17 protein-coding genes are annotated in these 17,588 nt (G+C 50.7%); 13 read left to right on the top strand and 4 right to left on the bottom strand.

The genetic code is table 11. From position 1 onward, the window contains the following. Positions 1-482: 482 nt before the first annotated feature. The 7 genes from METTU_RS02605 (at position 483) to METTU_RS02570 (ending at position 9,279) form a co-directional block, all read left to right on the top strand. Entirely contained in the window at positions 483-665 is a 183-nt protein-coding gene (locus METTU_RS02605; protein ID WP_040579562.1) for a hypothetical protein, read from the top strand. 439 nt (positions 666-1,104) lie between these two features. Beyond that, positions 1,105-3,648 (top strand): alpha-glucan family phosphorylase, encoded by a 2,544-nt coding sequence (gene glgP, locus METTU_RS02600; protein ID WP_006889739.1) that lies wholly within the window; start codon positions 1,105-1,107, stop codon positions 3,646-3,648. A gap of 138 nt (positions 3,649-3,786) precedes the next feature. After that, positions 3,787-4,173 (top strand): DUF302 domain-containing protein, encoded by a 387-nt coding sequence (locus METTU_RS02595; RefSeq protein WP_006889738.1) that lies wholly within the window; start codon positions 3,787-3,789, stop codon positions 4,171-4,173. 506 nt (positions 4,174-4,679) lie between these two features. After that, positions 4,680-5,459: a PRC-barrel domain-containing protein gene (locus METTU_RS02590; protein WP_006889736.1), complete on the top strand. Its 780-nt coding sequence runs from the start codon at positions 4,680-4,682 to the stop codon at positions 5,457-5,459. Between the two features lie 292 nt (positions 5,460-5,751). After that, positions 5,752-8,106 (top strand): phosphoketolase family protein, encoded by a 2,355-nt coding sequence (locus METTU_RS02580; protein WP_006889735.1) that lies wholly within the window; start codon positions 5,752-5,754, stop codon positions 8,104-8,106. A gap of 53 nt (positions 8,107-8,159) precedes the next feature. After that, complete coding sequence (locus METTU_RS02575; RefSeq protein WP_006889734.1) at positions 8,160-8,852, top strand: HAD family hydrolase; 693 nt, start codon at positions 8,160-8,162, stop codon at positions 8,850-8,852. 91 nt (positions 8,853-8,943) lie between these two features. Then, positions 8,944-9,279 carry a DUF1840 domain-containing protein gene (locus tag METTU_RS02570; protein ID WP_254257804.1) on the top strand — a complete coding sequence of 112 codons (336 nt, stop codon included), beginning with the start codon at positions 8,944-8,946 and terminating at the stop codon, positions 9,277-9,279. A gap of 435 nt (positions 9,280-9,714) precedes the next feature. Here the strand turns inward: METTU_RS02570 and METTU_RS21525 are convergent, their stop codons facing one another. From METTU_RS21525 to METTU_RS02550, 4 genes are all read right to left on the bottom strand, one after another. Beyond that, positions 9,715-10,536 (bottom strand): class I SAM-dependent methyltransferase, encoded by an 822-nt coding sequence (locus METTU_RS21525; protein WP_006889731.1) that lies wholly within the window; start codon positions 10,534-10,536, stop codon positions 9,715-9,717. A gap of 107 nt (positions 10,537-10,643) precedes the next feature. Beyond that, a complete protein-coding gene (locus METTU_RS02560; protein WP_006889730.1) occupies positions 10,644-11,429 on the bottom strand; it encodes a M90 family metallopeptidase in 786 nt (261 codons plus the stop codon). Positions 11,430-11,709: 280 nt separating this feature from the next. Continuing rightward, a complete protein-coding gene (locus METTU_RS02555; protein WP_040579558.1) occupies positions 11,710-12,201 on the bottom strand; it encodes an alkaline phosphatase family protein in 492 nt (163 codons plus the stop codon). 170 nt (positions 12,202-12,371) lie between these two features. Beyond that, positions 12,372-12,623 (bottom strand): hypothetical protein, encoded by a 252-nt coding sequence (locus tag METTU_RS02550; protein WP_006889729.1) that lies wholly within the window; start codon positions 12,621-12,623, stop codon positions 12,372-12,374. Between the two features lie 731 nt (positions 12,624-13,354). Here METTU_RS02550 and METTU_RS02545 point away from each other — a divergent pair. The 6 genes from METTU_RS02545 to METTU_RS24240 all read left to right on the top strand — a co-directional run bounded on the left by METTU_RS02545 (position 13,355) and on the right by METTU_RS24240 (position 17,417). Further along, a complete protein-coding gene (locus tag METTU_RS02545; protein WP_006889728.1) occupies positions 13,355-14,131 on the top strand; it encodes a Crp/Fnr family transcriptional regulator in 777 nt (258 codons plus the stop codon). Positions 14,132-14,533: 402 nt separating this feature from the next. Next, a complete protein-coding gene (locus tag METTU_RS22105; protein ID WP_174269939.1) occupies positions 14,534-14,671 on the top strand; it encodes a DUF3096 domain-containing protein in 138 nt (45 codons plus the stop codon). An 81-nt stretch (positions 14,672-14,752) separates the two neighbouring features. After that, positions 14,753-14,911, top strand: coding sequence for a DUF3309 family protein (locus METTU_RS22100; protein ID WP_006889726.1), 159 nt, complete (start codon positions 14,753-14,755; stop codon positions 14,909-14,911). Between the two features lie 323 nt (positions 14,912-15,234). Continuing rightward, the gene (locus METTU_RS02540) at positions 15,235-16,527 is read left to right on the top strand and encodes an NRAMP family divalent metal transporter (RefSeq protein ID WP_006889725.1); all 1,293 of its coding nucleotides are present in this window, start codon (positions 15,235-15,237) and stop codon (positions 16,525-16,527) included. A gap of 328 nt (positions 16,528-16,855) precedes the next feature. Further along, positions 16,856-17,032, top strand: a complete 177-nt coding sequence (locus METTU_RS02535; protein WP_006889724.1) for a CsbD family protein — start codon at positions 16,856-16,858, stop codon at positions 17,030-17,032. A gap of 100 nt (positions 17,033-17,132) precedes the next feature. Continuing rightward, positions 17,133-17,417 carry a CsbD family protein gene (locus tag METTU_RS24240; protein ID WP_006889723.1) on the top strand — a complete coding sequence of 95 codons (285 nt, stop codon included), beginning with the start codon at positions 17,133-17,135 and terminating at the stop codon, positions 17,415-17,417. The last annotated feature ends 171 nt before the right edge of the window (positions 17,418-17,588 follow it).

The raw sequence follows: 17,588 nt of genomic DNA, 5'->3' as shown, positions 1-17,588 counted from the left end.
TGGGCGACAATACCTTCGATGACGGTGTTCTTATTCTGCATCGACTTGCCTGCCCAACCATCCAGGCCGAGGAGCATTTCTGTGGCAACTGCACTGAGCGCGAATCTCTGTATCGTTTCATGGACTTATCCCTTTCTCAAACATTATGTTTTGGGTGATTCATGCCGGGCCGAATGCGGCTTACGTCTAGCCAAAGCGCGTCATCGCAAAGCTGGCCTCTGTCTTGAATATGCGCGCGTGATAGCTAGTCTTCTGAACTGGGGCGTCAGTTCGGCGTTGCAATCTTGTCCCTGCCAGCCTTACAGTCGTTCTTCGACATGCTTCACGCTATCGCGCTGTATGGGTTCGAGTCTCGCTTTCGGCATAAAAATACAAAATCCCAACAACTTAAATCATTACCATTCGCCGGTATGGCTGCTACGGACCAAGCCACTGGCTCTTCGACAGGAACAATCATTGGCCAATAGCCTCCGGGATCCACGGTGCCCTCTAAAGAACAAACCTCCGCGAAACATTTGGCGGCGGCGGCTCATGAACAAGTCGCAATGTATCATAAAGCCGCCGCTAACGCTCAGCAGCCTGAGCATGCCAAGGCAGCAGAGAAAACCTCATCAATAGCTTTCGAAAAAAGCTCATCCGCTTTGATGTCTACAATTGAAAAGTAAACAACGGTTTAATCTTATCGTAAGAGGCGCCGGTCACAGTCAAAACCCGCAGAGGAAATATATCGATCGACGGAACTGAGTAACGGTGAAAAAAATGAAGATTCACCGTTGACTCAGCTAATCGGTACTAAGTTAAAAATGACAAGGCCGGTTCATGTCCTTACCCGATTAAAAAAAATCTTTGACTACTGTATTCGTTGTGAAGGAACAAACGATACAGAGCTTCATCTATATTGATTACCTTAAATCGGTGTGTTTTAAGAAGATAGCCTGATTTTCCATCCCAAAAACCTTAATCGCTTTGGCATAGCGATGCTAAGACTATGGATTTTAGCGTTGAAGGAATAGCTCCTTTATTACAAGTGCCTGTATGTGCTCTACCGTACCGACTACAGTTAGTTTTACAGCTAAAGTGTTTTCCGGTCATGAAGGAGAAAACATGAGCAAGCAAACCCGTGTCAGCCACCCGCTATACAGCCTTTTGCCCACCGAAGTCGAGGGATTCGATGCCCTGGCGGAGCTGGCACTGGATATGCGCTGGTCGTGGAGTCATGCCACCGACCGGGTATGGAAGCAACTTGATCCGGAACTATGGAAACTCACGCAGAATCCCTGGGTGGTTCTACAGACGGTGTCTCGCGACCGGATAGAGCGCGTGTTGGCCGATCCCGTTTTCCGCAAGATCGTTGACGACCTGGTTCAGACCAGGCGGCAAACGATGGAAGCGCCGGCGTGGTTTCAGCAACATCATCCGCAGGCTCCGTTGACCTGCGTCGCCTATTTCAGCATGGAATTCATGTTGAGCGAAGCGCTGCCCATTTACTCAGGCGGACTCGGCAATGTGGCCGGCGATCAGCTCAAAGCCGCCAGCGATCTTGGCGTACCGGTGGTCGGCGTGGGACTGCTCTACCAACAAGGCTATTTTCGCCAAGTGATTGACAAGAACGGAGCGCAACAGGCCCTGTTCCCATACAACGACCCCGGACAGTTGCCGATAACCCCGTTTCGCCAAGCCAACGGCGAATGGTTGCGCCTGGAAATCGCCTTGCCCGGTTACTCGGTCTGGCTACGCGTCTGGCAGGTCCTGGTCGGGAGAGTAAAACTTTACCTGCTGGACAGCAATGACGCGGCCAACTTCCCTGCCCATCGGGGGATTACCAGTGAGCTGTATGGCGGCGGACCGGAGCTGCGCATCAAGCAGGAACTGCTGCTCGGGATTGGCGGCTGGCGGTTGTTGCGTGCGCTGGATATTCATCCTGAAGTCTGTCACCTGAATGAAGGCCATGCCGCCTTCGCGGTGTTGGAGCGCGCCCGCAGTTTCATGGAAGAGACTGCGCTGTCCTTTCATGACGCTCTGGCCGTGACCCGAGCCGGAAACCTGTTCACCACCCACACGGCAGTGACCGCAGGATTCGACCGTTTCGCCCCGGCCCTTATCGAGCAATACCTCGGTCGTTATGCCAAAAATATCGGTCTGACACTCCACGAGTTGCTGGCTCTAGGCCGCCGGAACCCGAACGACCCGTCGGAAAGTTTCAATATGGCCTATCTGGCAATCCGCGGCAGCGGGGCGGTAAACGGCGTAAGTCGTTTGCATGGCGAAGTCAGCCGACATCTCTTTGAACCGCTTTTTCCTGGCTGGCCGGTGAACGAAGTGCCTGTTGGACACGTAACCAATGGCGTCCACATGCCGACCTGGGACTCGGCTCCGGCCGATGATCTGTGGACGGAAGCCTGCGGCAAAGAGCGCTGGCTGAGACCGACGGAAACCTTGGATCAAGACATCCGCCGTATCTCCGACATCAGGCTCTGGCAATTTCGTGCCGACGCAGGCAAGTCTCTGGTTGAATACGCCCGCGAGCGATTATCCCGGCAACTGGCCGCCTCCGGCGCGCCTCCCGAGGAAGTGGAGGAAGCGAAACATTTATTTAATCCCACCGCATTGACCCTGGGTTTTGCGCGCCGCTTTGCGGCCTACAAGAGGCCTAACCTGCTGCTGCACGACCCGGATCGACTGCTTCGCCTTTTATCCAATGCCGAGCGACCGGTGCAACTCATCCTTGCCGGCAAGGCTCATCCGGCAGACTTGGAGGGGCAGGCCCTGATCCGGCAATGGACTCATTTCATCCGACGCCCCGAGGTGCGCCCTCATGTGATCTTCCTCAGTGACTACGACATGCATTTGACCGAGCAGTTGGTGCAAGGCGTGGATGTCTGGATCAACACGCCAAGGCGGCCCTGGGAAGCGTGCGGAACCAGCGGCATGAAGGTGCTGGTCAATGGCGGACTCAATCTGTCGGAATTGGACGGCTGGTGGGCGGAAGCCTACTCGCCGGAAGTGGGTTGGGCGTTGGGGGACGGCCAGGAACACGACCACGATCCAGTCTGGGACGCGGTCGAAGCTGATGCGCTCTACGACCTGCTTGAACACGAGGTAATCCCCGAGTTTTATACCGTCGATGAACGGGGCATTCCTACCGGCTGGGTGGCGCGGATGAGGGAAAGCATGGCGCAATTGACCCCGCGTTTCTCCGGCAACCGCACCGTGCGCGAATACACCGAGCAACATTACCTCCCGGCTGCGACCGCCTATCAATTGCGCATTGCCAATAAAGGCGCAATCGGCAGGCAAATAGTCGAATGGCAGCGGAGTCTGGAACTGAAATGGGCCGCGCTACGCTTCGGAGAAGTTAAGGTAGAGACTGACGATGAGCAACATGTATTTGAAGTTCAAGTATATCTCGATGATCTTAATCCGGAGGCAGTGCGAGTCGAACTTTATGCTAACGGCATTGATGATAACGCAGCCGATCGAGTGGATATGAAGCGCGTGCGGCAGTCGGCCGGTGCGTCGAACGGCTCCGTTTACAGCGCGGCAGTGTCAGTAACCCGTCCCGCAAACGATTATACGGCGCGAATAATACCGCACTGCGACGGTGTTGCGATCCCATTGGAAGCTGCCCACATCCTGTGGCAACGATGATCCATTCGTCGGAAGGGCGGGACAATAACCGGCATCCTGATGATCGTGCTGCTGGTCGTCGTTATCATCAGGCTGTCCAAAAAATCATTCAGTGCACCGCGCTGTTACCAAGTGAACTATTAACCGAGAGGTCATCTTATGTTATTTAAATTATCTACCGACAAAACCGTGAGTGCGGCTGCCGCTGCCTTGCAAGTCGCCGTCCAGGCCAATCACTTTGGCGTTATGCAGGTACATAACCTCAAAGAAACCATGACCAAAAAAGGCGTGGAATTCATCCCCGAATGCCTTATTTTTGAAGTGTGTCAGCCGCAACAGGCCAAGAAAGTTCTTGAGCAAGACATGAGCATCTCCACGGCCCTACCCTGCCGTATCAGCATTTACGAGGAGGAAGGTAAAACCGTTCTGGCGACATTGAAACCAACCACTCTTCTGGCAATGTTCAACGTGCCGCAGCTGGAAGTGGTGGCGCGAGATGTGGAAAACACCATTGTTAAAATCATGAAGGAGGCGGCATCCAACTGATTGATCACATTGGGCACAAATCGGTGCAAATACGACTGCCGGCCGGACGACGACAGCGTACAAAGATCGTAACTATTCAGCAAATCGAAAATCGCGGAGTATTCGTCCCTATGTGCCAACTTAAGGAAAAACGGCTGCTGGACGGGTTATTTAACCCGTCCACACGTTTAAGGGTTCAATGCAACCCATTGATAAAATACTTTAAGCGTTATGGTCGGGGCGAATGCCCCGACCAGCATAAGCGTAGGGTGGATAAGCGCAGCGCATCCACCTATACCGAGATTGTTATGGTGGATGCGCTACGCTTATCCACCCTACAACAATCACTTTTAACGCTTAACTTAATGGCAGTGACGCTCTGCGCGGGAACCCAGTAGGGGATGCTCCAGCGTCCCGAACCTCAGCGCGAGGGAATGATGAGTACAGGTTTCGGGAAGTTATTACCGACCATATCCTTAGCGCTGAATAGTTACCAAAAATCAAACTCAAAAACCGGGAGCACTACCATGTTCTACAAAGCCAAAACACTAAAAGGTTACAAATTGCATAGCCTCGACGGAGATATAGGGAAAGTGGAAGAATTCTATTTCGATGACCAGCACTGGACGATTCGCTATTTAGTCGTCGACACCGGCAACTGGCTTACCGGCAGATTGGTGTTGATCTCCCCGTATGCGCTGGTCGCGGTGAATAAAGAAGAGCAATTCATCACTGTCAATTTGACCAAAAAGCAGATTGAGGACAGCCCATCGTTGGACAGTGACAAGCCAGTATCGAGACAATTCGAGGAGAAGTATTACGGCTATTATGGATGGCCGTTGTATTGGGATGGCCCGTTCATGTGGGGATCTTATCCCTCTTATCCCTACATTGTGCGCGACCCTGAAATATGGAAAAGATCAAGCCAAGATGAGAAAAAGTGGGATCCTAATTTGCGCAGCACTCACGCTGTGATGGGTCATCACATTCAAGCCACAGACGGCGATATTGGCCATGTCGAGGATTTTGTTATCGATGATGAAACCTGGGCGATTCGTTATCTAATCATCAATACGCAAAACTGGTGGCCGGGAAAAAAGGTTCTGATTTCACCTCAATGGATCGAGAGTATTGATTGGTACGATTCGACAGTCTTCATTAATCTCAGCTGTGAGGCTATCAAGCAGTCACCGGAATATACGGAAGAATCTCAGCTAACCAGAGATTATGAGACCGGACTGCATCGACATTACGATCGCCAAGGATACTGGGTCGATGAATCGGCTGCCAAGAAGCATTCCCTCTGAAGCCAACATAAAAAAGGCTTTCTTAGATGCGTGTCTTGCTCGAAAGATCGGTGCCCAGGAAGTGTTGGCGCAGTTCGGTTCCCCAGAGGCCGGACTGTCGCCTTGCCGCCGATGCCCGGCTTTTGGAAGCAGCCTCGCTCAAGTGTATCGAAGCGACGCTGACCCGATTTATGGGGCATTCGGCGGGATCATGGCATTACCGCTATGGATTTACCTTTCCGGGTGCATTTTCATCTTCGGCGCCTGCCTGTGCGCTGCTCAGGCCGAAGCACTCAACACCAGGAATTAAACCATGAATACCAAGACTCTTTCCCCGGAATTACTCCACAAGATGGACGCCTACTGGCGCGCCGCCAACTATCTGTCGGTCGGCCAGATTTATCTCTACAACAACCCGCTGTTGAAGAAGCCGCTCAAGCTGGCGCACATCAAACCGCGCCTGCTCGGTCACTGGGGTACGACGCCGGGGCTCAACTTTATCTACGTCCACCTGAACCGCGTCATCAAGAAACACGACCTGAATGTAATTTACATCACCGGGCCGGGGCATGGCGGGCCGGGACTGGTGGCGAACGCTTATCTGGAAGGGACTTACAGCGAGGTCTATCCCAACATCGCGCAAGACGAAGCCGGGCTGAAGCGGCTGTTCAAACAATTTTCCTTCCCCGGCGGCATTCCCAGTCACGTCGCGCCGGAGACGCCGGGCTCGATTCACGAGGGCGGCGAGCTGGGTTATTCGCTGTCGCATGCTTTCGGCGCCGCGTTCGACAATCCCGGCCTGATCGTTGCCTGCGTCGTCGGCGATGGCGAAGCAGAGACCGGACCGCTGGCTACCGCCTGGCATTCGAACAAATTTCTCAATCCGGTCCACGACGGTGCCGTATTGCCTATCCTGCATCTGAACGGCTACAAAATTGCCGGTCCTACGGTTTTGGCGCGCATTCCGCATGACGAACTGGAAGCCTTGATTCGCGGCTACGGGTACACGCCGTATTTCGTCGAAGGCGACGATCCGGTGGCGATGCACCAGCTCATGGCGGCCACGCTGGACACCGTGACCGCCGAGATCCGGCGCATCCAAACCGACGCCCGCGCCAACGGCTTCAAGGCGCGTCCGTGCTGGCCCATGATCGTCTTGCGCTCACCGAAGGGCTGGACCGGCCCGAAGCTGGTCGATGACAAGCCCAGCGAAGGCACATTCCGTTCGCATCAGGTGCCGATGGACGACATGAGTCATCCGGGGCACGTAAAGATTCTGGAACAGTGGTTGCAAAGCTATCATCCTGAAAAATTGTTCGACAAGACCGGCAAGCTGGTTGCCGAACTTGCTGAATTGGCGCCGACAGGCGAACGACGCATGAGCGCCAATCCTCACGCCAACGGAGGTCTTTTGTTACATGAGCTGGACCTGCCTGATTTTTGCGACTACGCAGTAAAGGTGCAAAAACCCGGCGCCGTGGAGGCCGAAGCCACGCGGGTGCAGGGTGAATTTATCCGCGATGTGATCAAACTGAATCCCGAAAACTTCCGTATCTTTAGTCCGGACGAAACGGCTTCGAACCGCTGGGGAGCTGTGTTCGAAGTGACCAACCGGTGTTCGACCGCGGAAATTGTTCCCGGCGACGATCACGTCGCAGCCGATGGCCGGGTAATGGAAATATTAAGCGAACATCAGTGCGAAGGCTGGCTCGAAGGCTATCTGCTTACCGGCCGCCACGGGTTCTTCTCCTGCTACGAAGCGTTCATTCATATCATCGATTCGATGTTCAACCAGCATGCCAAGTGGCTCAAGGTCTCGAATCAGATTCCCTGGCGCCGGCCGATTGCATCCTTGAACTATCTGCTCTCGTCGCACGTCTGGCGGCAGGACCACAACGGTTTCAGTCACCAGGATCCCGGCTTCATGGACCATGTCGTGAACAAAAAGGCGGAAGTCATTCGCATCTATCTGCCGCCCGACGCGAACACGCTGCTCTCGGTAACGGATCATTGCCTGCGCAGCCGCAACTACGTCAACGTCGTCATCGCCGGCAAACAACCGTCGCCGCAGTGGCTCGACATGGATGAGGCCATTAAACATTGCACCGCCGGCCTTGGCATTTGGCCGTGGGCCAGCAACGATCAGGATGGCGAGCCGGATGTCGTGATGGCCTGTTGCGGCGATGTGCCGACGCTGGAAACCCTGGCTGCCGTCGAGTTGTTGCGCGAGCATTTTCCCGAACTGAAAGTCCGGGTGATCAACGTGGTTGATTTGATGAAACTCCAGCACCCGAGCGAACACCCGCACGGCCTGAGCGACGAAGACTTCGACGTTCTGTTCACCAAAGATAAACCCATCGTTTTCGCCTTTCACGGTTATCCATTGCTCATCCATCGTCTGACCTATCGCCGCAGCAACCACTCGAATCTGCATGTGCGCGGTTTCAAAGAAGAAGGCACCACCACGACGCCCTTCGATATGACGGTATTAAACAACCTGGACCGGTATCACCTGTTTGGCGACGCGATTGACCGCCTTCCGCAACTGGGAGCGCATGCCGCCTACGCCAAGCAAGCCATGCAAGACAAGCTCATCGAGCACAAGCAATATATCGACAAGCACGGCGAGGACATGCCGGAAATCCGCAACTGGAAATGGAAAGGATGAAAACTATTGGCGCAAATGGAATGCCTCAACCCCCTACCTGTGGAGACGACAACATGACATCGGCAAACGAAGTGGTGTTCTTGCTGGATATTGACAACACCCTGCTCGATAACGATCGCATCATCGCCGATCTGGGCGGCCATCTTGCGCATGAGTTTGGCGAAGAAAGCCGGGATAGATATTGGGAGATTTTCGAAGCGCTACGTAGTGAACTCGGCTATGCGGACTATCTGGGCGCCCTGCAACGCTACCGTACTGGTGCCATGAATGATCCGCGGTTGCTGTTGATGTCTTCATTTCTGATGGACTATCCGTTTGCCGATCGCTTGTACCCTGGTGCGCTCGACGTCATCGCATATCTGGGCCGTTGGGGACAAACGGTGATTCTGTCGGATGGTGACGTGGTGTTCCAGCCGCGCAAGGCACAGCGATCAGGATTGTGGGACGCGGTCGAGGGCCGGGTGCTTATTTACCTGCACAAAGAGCAAATGCTCGATGACGTCGAGCAGCGTTACCCGGCTCAACATTACGTCATGGTGGACGACAAGCTGCGCATTCTGGCGGCAATGAAAAAGATCTGGGTAGATCGTCTGACGACCGTATTCCCTCACCAGGGACACTACGCGCTCGACCCAAGGAATATCGCAGCCTATTCGCCCGCTGATATAACGATTGAGCATATCGGCGACCTGATTGATTACGATTTTTCCACCTTGCTCGGCATCGCCAAAGCCGACTGCACATAATTGGAGTCATCATGAAAGCCACACAACAGCATGATCCCGGTCAAAGCCTCCGGCTTGATTAAAAACCTGTAAGCGCAGAGTTAATGGCTATATGCAAACAGATACTAATTATTCGTTCGAGGAGAACACTATGCTTGTGACATTTACGACCAATGCCTATGCCGACACTACCCTATTCGGGGATGTCGCGCTTGCCCTGCTGAAAATGATGGGGCACAGCGCAACCGTGCCCGGTGCGATTCTGGCGGCAGATGTTCCTGCCGCCCTAAGTCGGTTAACAGCGGCCATCGAGTCAGAAAAAGCCTCTTCGCCAGTTGAGGACAAGTATACGGATGAGCCGATCGTGAGCATGGCTAATCGTGCACTGCCGCTCATTAATCTTCTTGCTGCCGCAGCAAAGGCAAACGCTGACGTAATGTGGCAATGAAAATAAGTCCTTTGACGGGAAGCCCGCTCAGCCGAATATGCTGATCAATGTGCCCCAGACTCGTCAAAGCTTACTCTGGCAACATGCCCGACACTGCGACGCCCAGGCAAAGCGTCTCGCTTGGCACCTCGAGGCATCGTGGTTTCGCGTTCCAAAACAGTCTCAACGAATGGCATGTTCTTGCCATCAGCCAGGCTATTTTTGATTACCACATCAAGCGTAGCAAGCCCATATATGAAAACACATGCACTATCGCTACCGGGGACTAAAAATCTTCACTCCGCTACGCTCCGTTTCCAAGTTTTTCAGCGTGGGTGTGCAAAACAGCTTTCACTTTTTTCCACAATTCAGCGACGATTTCCCAGTCAAGACAAACAGAGTTATTAATAAAAGCAATAATTTAGAGATTATGAACTGGCAAATTTTGACGCTCTTTTACAGCTGCTTTGATTCAACACCAACGTCGACGACGAAACACATCTCATACTCCATAAGGGTATTGACAGACAGCTTGAGTTTTTTGCATAAGGTGCTGATGCTTTCCCGCGTATGATGGGGAATCGCTTCGGATACCGAGCCAATCAGTTCATCCGCATTGTCCGCCGTTTTTAATATCTTGCTCATGGTATTGGACAACAGGCGTTCCTTTTTCGGTAAAAACCATTGTATTCGCAGCAATTCAGCGATTGCGTCGCACAGACTCAGGTTTCCGTCCTGTCTAATATCGGCGATGAACTTTGATGGAGGAAGTCTGCTCAGTTCAAAAAGCCTTCTAAGCCGCATGATGTGATTTTCGGTGATGATCCCGATACGATTAAGAAACTTTTCTGCAGCAGGATGAACCTTGCAATAGGAGACAAGCAGCCTCCCCCCCTTTTTTGTCACGCGTCTGGCTTCGTTAATGATCTGCAGGATTTGCTTTTCATCGTCCAGAAAATCGACCACGCCGGTCGAAATGATGGTGGTCGCGTAGCTTTCGTCGGCAAAGGGCAAACTTGATCCGTCGGTATGCACCAGCTTGATGCCTCTGCGCTGTTCGGCCAGCCTGACCATTTCAGAGCTTGAATCGACGCCGTCGACGTGAAGCCCTTTTTTACGCAAGGCATCGATTATTAAGCCTTGTCCTCCGCCGACTATTAAAACAGGCTGGGAAATTTTGTCAGCAATAATATTGATCGTTCGCAGATCGAGGTGGTTATCCTCAAAAAGAGCAAGATGCGGCGCCCATAGTTGCCAGAAGTTTGATTTGTTTGTCATGGTGCGATCATAAGCCGAGTATGTTATTTTTTTAGAATATAGGTGATCCAGTAGTAAACCAACAGCGACCTATTTGGATTGCTTAAGCGGATAGCACAGAAAAACCATTAAGTTGTTTTCTCGTAATGAATACGCCGCAATGGATCCTGACGATAATAAAGTTGAAGTTGTTGGTAAACATCAGCAAAGTGCGTATGAAGAGTTTCAGGCGAACAAAAAAAATATTCACTGATTACTGCAAAAAACTCCGCAGGGTCCGTCGCAGCATAAGGATTAATGCATGCACGATGGTGATGTTCAACTCGCCGAACCAATGACTGATAGGCGGTACTCAGCGAAGCAGTCCAATGTATGATCTCCATACCATAATGCAGAGGAGGAAAACCGTTGGCACTACCATTTAACATATCCAGTTTATGGGCAATTTCATGAATCACGACATTGCGGCCGGATTGTTTCCCCTGCACATCCCGCTCAACATCGTCCCATGACAATATAAGTGGCCCTCGCGACCATGATTCACCTATGAGCGCCTGTTCCTGATGATGTACAACACCCGCCGCATCCTTGTCGTCTCTACAAATCCGAAACGCACCTGGATAAACAATGATCTCGGTCCAGCCTGACAAACAGCTAATACCAAGCCCTAGTACCGGAAGACAGGCCTGAATGGCGATGGTCACACACATTGCGTCGGTGAGCTGAAGTTCCTGAGCGCCGAAGAACTTTTTTTCATGCAAAAACAGCGTACTCAGTTCTCGCAAGTGCGCTTTCTCAACCGCCGTCATTCCCTGCAAAAAAGCTAGCTTTTCGGCAACTTCTACCCACAGGACATGTGCAATAGCATGGCGATGCAGAATGTATAGAGTACGTGCGCGTCTAAAAAAACTCATTGTCGATCAAATCCTGATTTTGTTAGTCAACGTCGAATTTTTGCCAACTAACAACGTCAAAATTAATCGGTAAAATTTACTAAAATATTGCTTTACCTAGTCTACTATAAGCCGATGTTTTATTCATCGGTAGCAGAAAACCCAATCAAGCCAGCATGTTTCACCCTCATAGAAGATTAATTGTCAGGGTAAACCGGACATTTCGACATTTTAGCTAAGTAGGGATACATCGCGCCCCTACTTGGCTGAATGCCTATTTTCCCGTTGCCGGCTTATCGCTTTAATGAGTTCGCGCGCTATCCTCACACTCGTTAAGAAAGCGTGGATCCTCATCCGCTCTAGGCAGCTCAGGAGGCTTTGTGAACGATGGATGCTCGAAATCAAACATGCCAATAGGTGACCTGGCATGGGCATCTCGGGCTGTAAGTGCAGACAAATTAAACCGCGCCTGCACAAAACGCAAGATGGATGTGTGATCGTATACATGGTGTGATACATAGTGCTTTTTGGCATAAGGTGAGATGACAATCATCGGCACAATAATATGATCGATGGGGATGTCGGTGCTACGAAGCATATCCGGGTATGTTTCCACCACGCTTTGCCCCGCCTGGTATGGACACGACTCGATGTAAGTCTTAGGAATAGGTGTACACGCAGTGCACAACAGAGTTACTCCCTTGATAATAGAAAATTTATATATATTTGGCATGTAAAAACAGCCTGAGAAAATGACCAGGAAATCGGAGAGAACAGCGTCAAAATTGACCATGTAAGATCATTATTGCATTGTTTTTTTAATGTTTACTTCATGAGTAGACTGGCAAAATGGACGCTAAAACTGATAAATATTAGATGCTGTTACAGCCTTGGCCTAAAACCGAGGCATGTCCGGCGTTTTTTATTGACCCGCTACGAGTTTGTCTGCGAACCTCGTTACGATTACTTTCTAAGACCTTGCATTTTCGCGTATTTCTTGCTGGCTTCCATTTCTTGTTCCATGGCTTGGGTTGAATATCCATGGGCTATATGGGCGTGCTGTGCTGCAGTTTTGTCGTCACCGGATTCGTAATGCTTGGCGGCTTCCTTGTGATGCTTGGCTGCCTGTTCGTGGTGCTCTGCCGCTTTCTGATGATGTTGCTGTGGAGTTTTCTCTTGTGTTGTTTCTTGGTCTTTCGCTTGTGCTTGTGTCATTTTTTTCTCCCGAAAAAAAAATTTAACGAATCCCTCTGCCCTTGAGCTAATGGAATTCCTATGCCGGTGAGCCAATGAATGACTCACGAGTTAATGATAGGAAATTATCAAGAATTATTCCGTGCGCTGGCGTACATAGATACGACTTTTCTGTATGAATTTAGTTGAATACTGGTCAGTGTCCGGTTTCAAATGCAGGTCGTTACGCTTAAAGAGCAGTAATCCTACGCTGAGAGCGTTGATTCTTAACTGCCATTGCCAAGGCTTTTGATTGCGCAATGACCACCACCAACTGTTTTCCACGGGTGACGCCGGTACAGCGTAGATACCATAAAAATCACTCAGTTCCTGAAAGTTATCCGGATGGAATAGTTGGCCTTGGTTAATTCGATGCGAATTAATGAACGTGGTACACGCTTCAAAAAATGAGATGCAAAGTTTGATGACTATGAACTTCCAGTTATTTTGAGAGAAAGCCGAAAACTTGAGCGCGTGGAGTATATGTAACGCAATGGCAAATTACTACCATGATGCACATAGGATGGCATTGGTTTGCTTCTAATTGTTACCATCCAGGTATGACAAGACATGCAGCTCAATAGCGTAGTCACCTGATAGGTAGCAGCACTTATTGATTGGAGAAGTTGAACCCTATATCTTACAGACACTTGCACAACACAAACTGATTTTTTAGAGCTGTTCGATCTTGCATTAACAGAGGGATGTTACTTATGTCTGACCCATTTAACTCTTGGCAAAACCATCTTCTCGCCGCCCTGCCCGCAGAGGAATTCGAGCGCATTTCTCCGCATCTGGAATTGGTCCAGATGCCACTCGGTAAAATCCTTTACGAATCCGGTGACGAGTTACATTATGTCTATTTTCCCACGACTTGCATTGTGTCCAAGCTTTACGTCACAAAGAATGGCGCATCGGCCGAAATCGCCGTAGTCGGCAACGATGGCATCATCGGTATCTCAATCTTCATGGGCGGAGGAACCATGCCTGATCGGGCCGTCGTGCGGAGCGCGGGCTACGCCTATAGGCTGCGAACGCATCTACTTATGCAGGAATTCGATCGTTCTAGGGGAAGTCGCTCCGGGGGGTTGCACTGTTTATTGCTGCGCTATACCCAGGCGCTGATTACCCAGATGGCACAGCTAGCTGTTTGTAATCGACATCATTCCGTGGATCAGCAGCTCTGTCGTTGGCTGCTGGTAAGCCTAGACCGGCTGCCTTCTAACGAGTTAACCATAACTCAGGAATTGATCGCCAATATGCTCGGAGTCCGCCGCGAAGGCGTCACGGAAGCAGCCGGGAAATTGCAGGGAGCTGGATTGATTGTTTACAGACGAGGCCACATCACGGTGCTGGACCGACCTGGACTGGAGGCGCGGGTCTGCGAGTGCTACCACGTGGTCAAAACGGAATCCGATCGCCTGCTCCCCTCCACTCTCTCCACGGCGTGGCCCACTAACATCATGCATGCGAGTGGTATGTTACCGTGAAAATTACGAAGCGAGCACGTCCAATCTCCCTTTGGAAGAAACTGGGCTAGGAAAACGGGTCATTTAGTTACCATTCCTAAAGGAATTTCGGACTACTCTTTTCTCCGTCTTTTAAATCGTTGCCTGCGTTATGACGCCGTGGGGGAGTGATGAGGAGTCCATGTCATCATGCCTAACCCCCAAGCCGACGGTCAAATATTTATTTTTAAACCGTGATTACGTTGGAACTAACCGCTCTCAATGACAGTCGGTGATGCCTAAGGCGAATGAACTCGTCCGGTACAACGAATACTTGGAATCCCTATTACCGGCAGCCACCTTCTGTACGATAGCGAACAGACTAAGTCCAATCTTGCCACTAAACTAAATGCTCACTCAAGGAGGATCACCATGAATATGAATCTGCATTTCGCGATCGAACCCATACTGGCACTTGTAATAGGTATATTAATTTTGCTGGTACCGAGGTTTTTAAATTATTTCGTGGCCGTGTATTTGATCGTCGTGGGTATCTTGGGGTTAATGCATCATAGCCTTTAAGTAAAGCAGTGACGGGGCCAAGACCCCGACGATTTGGAATGGTTTTCAATTTAACGTTTTTTCTCTAAGAGGGGTACTGTCATGCCACTTGGTACAATCTTACTCATAATTATTATCCTGATGGTTATTGGTGTCTTTCCAGCCTGGCCACATAGCCGATCATGGGGTTATGGACCCAGCGGCGGACTCGGGCTGTTGCTGATTATCTTACTGCTCCTGATCTTTTCGGGAATAATCTAACCCTGAAGTACTACCGTTCTGTTTGTACCTTGTGTGTGGGAGAGGGTCGCTGCGCAAGCGGTGGGCATAGGCAACACACAAGGCATCGCGACAGAACATCGAGGCTCTTAAGATTGAGAAAATTTTCTGGCATTTGGTATCGACGCAGACCAAATCGCCCAACTTGAGCGCGGAGAAATTGTCGGTTACGAAACCAGCCAGGAAGAGCTAGCTATTGGTCTGGCTATGATACTCCCAGTAGCCTTACCTAAAATCATTGATTACATTACAGGCTTAAAGGAGCCAATAAATATAACGTTTTTTCAGTCTTAATCAGGAACCATATGTCACATGCAGGGGAAACAGCAAAGGATAAAGACACGCGCCCGGAGTCCTGGTTAAAGAAACTTGGCCCCGGTTTGATTACCGGCGCCGCCGATGATGATCCCAGTGGCATCGCTACCTATTCGCAGGCTGGCGCTCAGTTTGGCTTCAGTATGCTGTGGACCGTATTGTTGACTTATCCCCTAATGGTTGGCATCCAGGTAATCAGCGCCAAAATCGGGCGGGTCAGTGGACATGGTTTAGCGACCAATATACGCCAACATTATCCGGCCGGACTGCTATATGCTATCGTCGGACTGCTGTTAGTTGCCAATACGATCAATATCGCTGCGGATGTCGCCGCCATGGCGGATGCCTTGAAATTGATGGTTGGCGGCTCCACCCACTGGTATGTCGTTGGCTTTGGTGGGCTATCGCTGTTATTACAACTATTTATTCCGTATAGCCGTTACGTGCGCATCCTGAAATGGCTTACCCTATCATTGCTCGCCTACGTTGCCACGGTATTTGTCGTGCACATACCGTGGACGCAAGTACTGACCAATACTTTGTTACCGCAGTTATCATGGAAACCGAAATACATCACCACTGTCGTCGCGGTCTTCGGAACCACCATCAGTCCTTACCTGTTCTTCTGGCAGGCTTCACAAGAGGTTGAGGAGCAGCGAGTTAATCCGCAGGCAAAAACGTTGAAGGATGCGCCCGACCAGGCAAGAGCCAATTTTAGCCGAATTAAGGTCGACACTTTTATCGGTATGGCATTTTCCAACCTGGTCGCATTTTTTATTATATTGACGACAGCCGTCACTCTAAATCTGCACGGCGTGACTGAGATTCAAACATCGGCACAGGCCGCGTCTGCACTACGTCCGATTGCCGGCGAATTTGCTTTCTGGTTGTTTAGTGCAGGCATCATTGGTACCGGCTTGCTCGCAATTCCAGTATTAGCCGGCTCTGCCGCCTATGCGATGGCCGGTGCATTTCATTGGCGCAATAGCTTAGAATTAAAGCCCCTTATGGCAAAAAGCTTCTATGGCATTATCGCCCTATCGACGATTATCGGCGTCGGACTCTGTTTTACGCCCATCAATCCAATCAAAGCGCTCTACTGGAGTGCGGTTATCAACGGAGTTATTTCCGTGCCTATTATGACGGTGATGATGCTGATGGCAGTCCGCCCAGATATCATGGGGCAATTCGTCATTGCACTCAGACTGAAGGTGTTAGGCTGGTTATGTACAGCCGTTATGGCAATTGCGGTAGCCGCGATGTTTTGGTCGCTGGGGAAGTAAAAAATAGTTTACTAGCTCTGCCGTATTGTTCTGGCTGAATACCCGATCTCTTCAGCTATCCACGGCTTCGAAATTTCATCGCACTCAAGCGAGACGCCTCTTCGGGACAGCAAATCCTTCCGACGAGCAACCCACTCCAAGTCCAGCGAGTCCTGGTCTTAGCCACCTGTCAGAGAGCAAAGTCGAGCAGACCTAGTCCGTCTCTGTTCGCTACCGTACCGACTGCGTTTAGTTTTATCTGTACCCTTTAAAATGAGCGATGGGGAACTTCATTCCACGCTTTAGTCATGGCTATCTGGGCATGGCTAAATAATTACAGGAGACACTCATGAACAAAGATCAAATAAAAGGCCGAGTCGAAGAAGCCAAAGGTAAAGTTAAGGAAGTCACCGGCAAGATACTGGACGACGATGAGATGGAGCTGGAAGGAAATGTTCAAAAAAACGTTGGTAAAGTCAGGGCTGGCTTTGGTGATCTCAAGGACGATATTAAGAAAGACAAATAAGACGAGCACTGCTGAACTGTGCAGCTGGGCCCAGAAAGACTGGCCAGAAGCACAGCGGCAATTTGATGCTCTCACATAACTTTTTTTTCAGGAAATGCACATGAAACTCACTCACATGAAACTCATTGGTTTATCGGCAGTTATCGCTTTCACCGTCTGCTCGTTTGGCGCTTATGCCGAGGAAAGCAAAGAGGAGACCTACAAGAACATGAACAAAGATCAAATAAAAGGTCGAGTCGATGAAACCCAAGGTAAAGCCAAGGAAGAAACCGGCAAGATACTGGACGACAAAGGGATGGAGGTGGAAGGAAATGTCCAAAAGAATGTCGGCAAAGCGCAAAAGGGCTTCGGTGACACCAAAAAGGATATTCAGCAAGGCAAATAAAACGAGTTTATGACGGAGGAAAACACAGGTCAGAAGTGCTCAAACACGCGATAGCTCATGCTAAACCCGCCATCGAACACCTGAATGCCTGCATCGCGGTGCATAAATGATGCTATTGATCACGGCAAGCAAAAGCATGTCGACGTTGCGAAGCAATCTGCCGAAGGAGCC

It is taken from the genome of Methylobacter tundripaludum SV96 (genome assembly GCF_000190755.2).
GTDB classification, from domain to species: Bacteria; Pseudomonadota; Gammaproteobacteria; order Methylococcales; family Methylomonadaceae; genus Methylobacter_A; species Methylobacter_A tundripaludum.
This window is presented reverse-complemented; position numbering and strand designations above follow the sequence as displayed.

Excerpts from the sequence above, each read along its gene's own strand:
- METTU_RS02550 (WP_006889729.1), bottom strand. The coding sequence starts at position 12,623 with ATGACACAAGCACAAGCGAAAGACCAAGAAACAACACAAGAGAAAACT.
- METTU_RS02595 (WP_006889738.1), top strand. The coding sequence starts at position 3,787 with ATGTTATTTAAATTATCTACCGACAAAACCGTGAGTGCGGCTGCCGCT.
- METTU_RS02545 (WP_006889728.1), top strand. The coding sequence starts at position 13,355 with ATGTCTGACCCATTTAACTCTTGGCAAAACCATCTTCTCGCCGCCCTG.
- METTU_RS02540 (WP_006889725.1), top strand. The coding sequence starts at position 15,235 with ATGTCACATGCAGGGGAAACAGCAAAGGATAAAGACACGCGCCCGGAG.
- METTU_RS02555 (WP_040579558.1), bottom strand. The coding sequence starts at position 12,201 with ATGGTCAATTTTGACGCTGTTCTCTCCGATTTCCTGGTCATTTTCTCA.
- METTU_RS02560 (WP_006889730.1), bottom strand. The coding sequence starts at position 11,429 with ATGAGTTTTTTTAGACGCGCACGTACTCTATACATTCTGCATCGCCAT.
- METTU_RS02535 (WP_006889724.1), top strand. The coding sequence starts at position 16,856 with ATGAACAAAGATCAAATAAAAGGCCGAGTCGAAGAAGCCAAAGGTAAA.
- METTU_RS02590 (WP_006889736.1), top strand. The coding sequence starts at position 4,680 with ATGTTCTACAAAGCCAAAACACTAAAAGGTTACAAATTGCATAGCCTC.
- METTU_RS21525 (WP_006889731.1), bottom strand. The coding sequence starts at position 10,536 with ATGACAAACAAATCAAACTTCTGGCAACTATGGGCGCCGCATCTTGCT.
- METTU_RS22100 (WP_006889726.1), top strand. The coding sequence starts at position 14,753 with ATGCCACTTGGTACAATCTTACTCATAATTATTATCCTGATGGTTATT.
- METTU_RS24240 (WP_006889723.1), top strand. The coding sequence starts at position 17,133 with ATGAAACTCACTCACATGAAACTCATTGGTTTATCGGCAGTTATCGCT.
- METTU_RS02580 (WP_006889735.1), top strand. The coding sequence starts at position 5,752 with ATGAATACCAAGACTCTTTCCCCGGAATTACTCCACAAGATGGACGCC.
- glgP (WP_006889739.1), top strand. The coding sequence starts at position 1,105 with ATGAGCAAGCAAACCCGTGTCAGCCACCCGCTATACAGCCTTTTGCCC.
- METTU_RS02570 (WP_254257804.1), top strand. The coding sequence starts at position 8,944 with ATGCAAACAGATACTAATTATTCGTTCGAGGAGAACACTATGCTTGTG.
- METTU_RS02575 (WP_006889734.1), top strand. The coding sequence starts at position 8,160 with ATGACATCGGCAAACGAAGTGGTGTTCTTGCTGGATATTGACAACACC.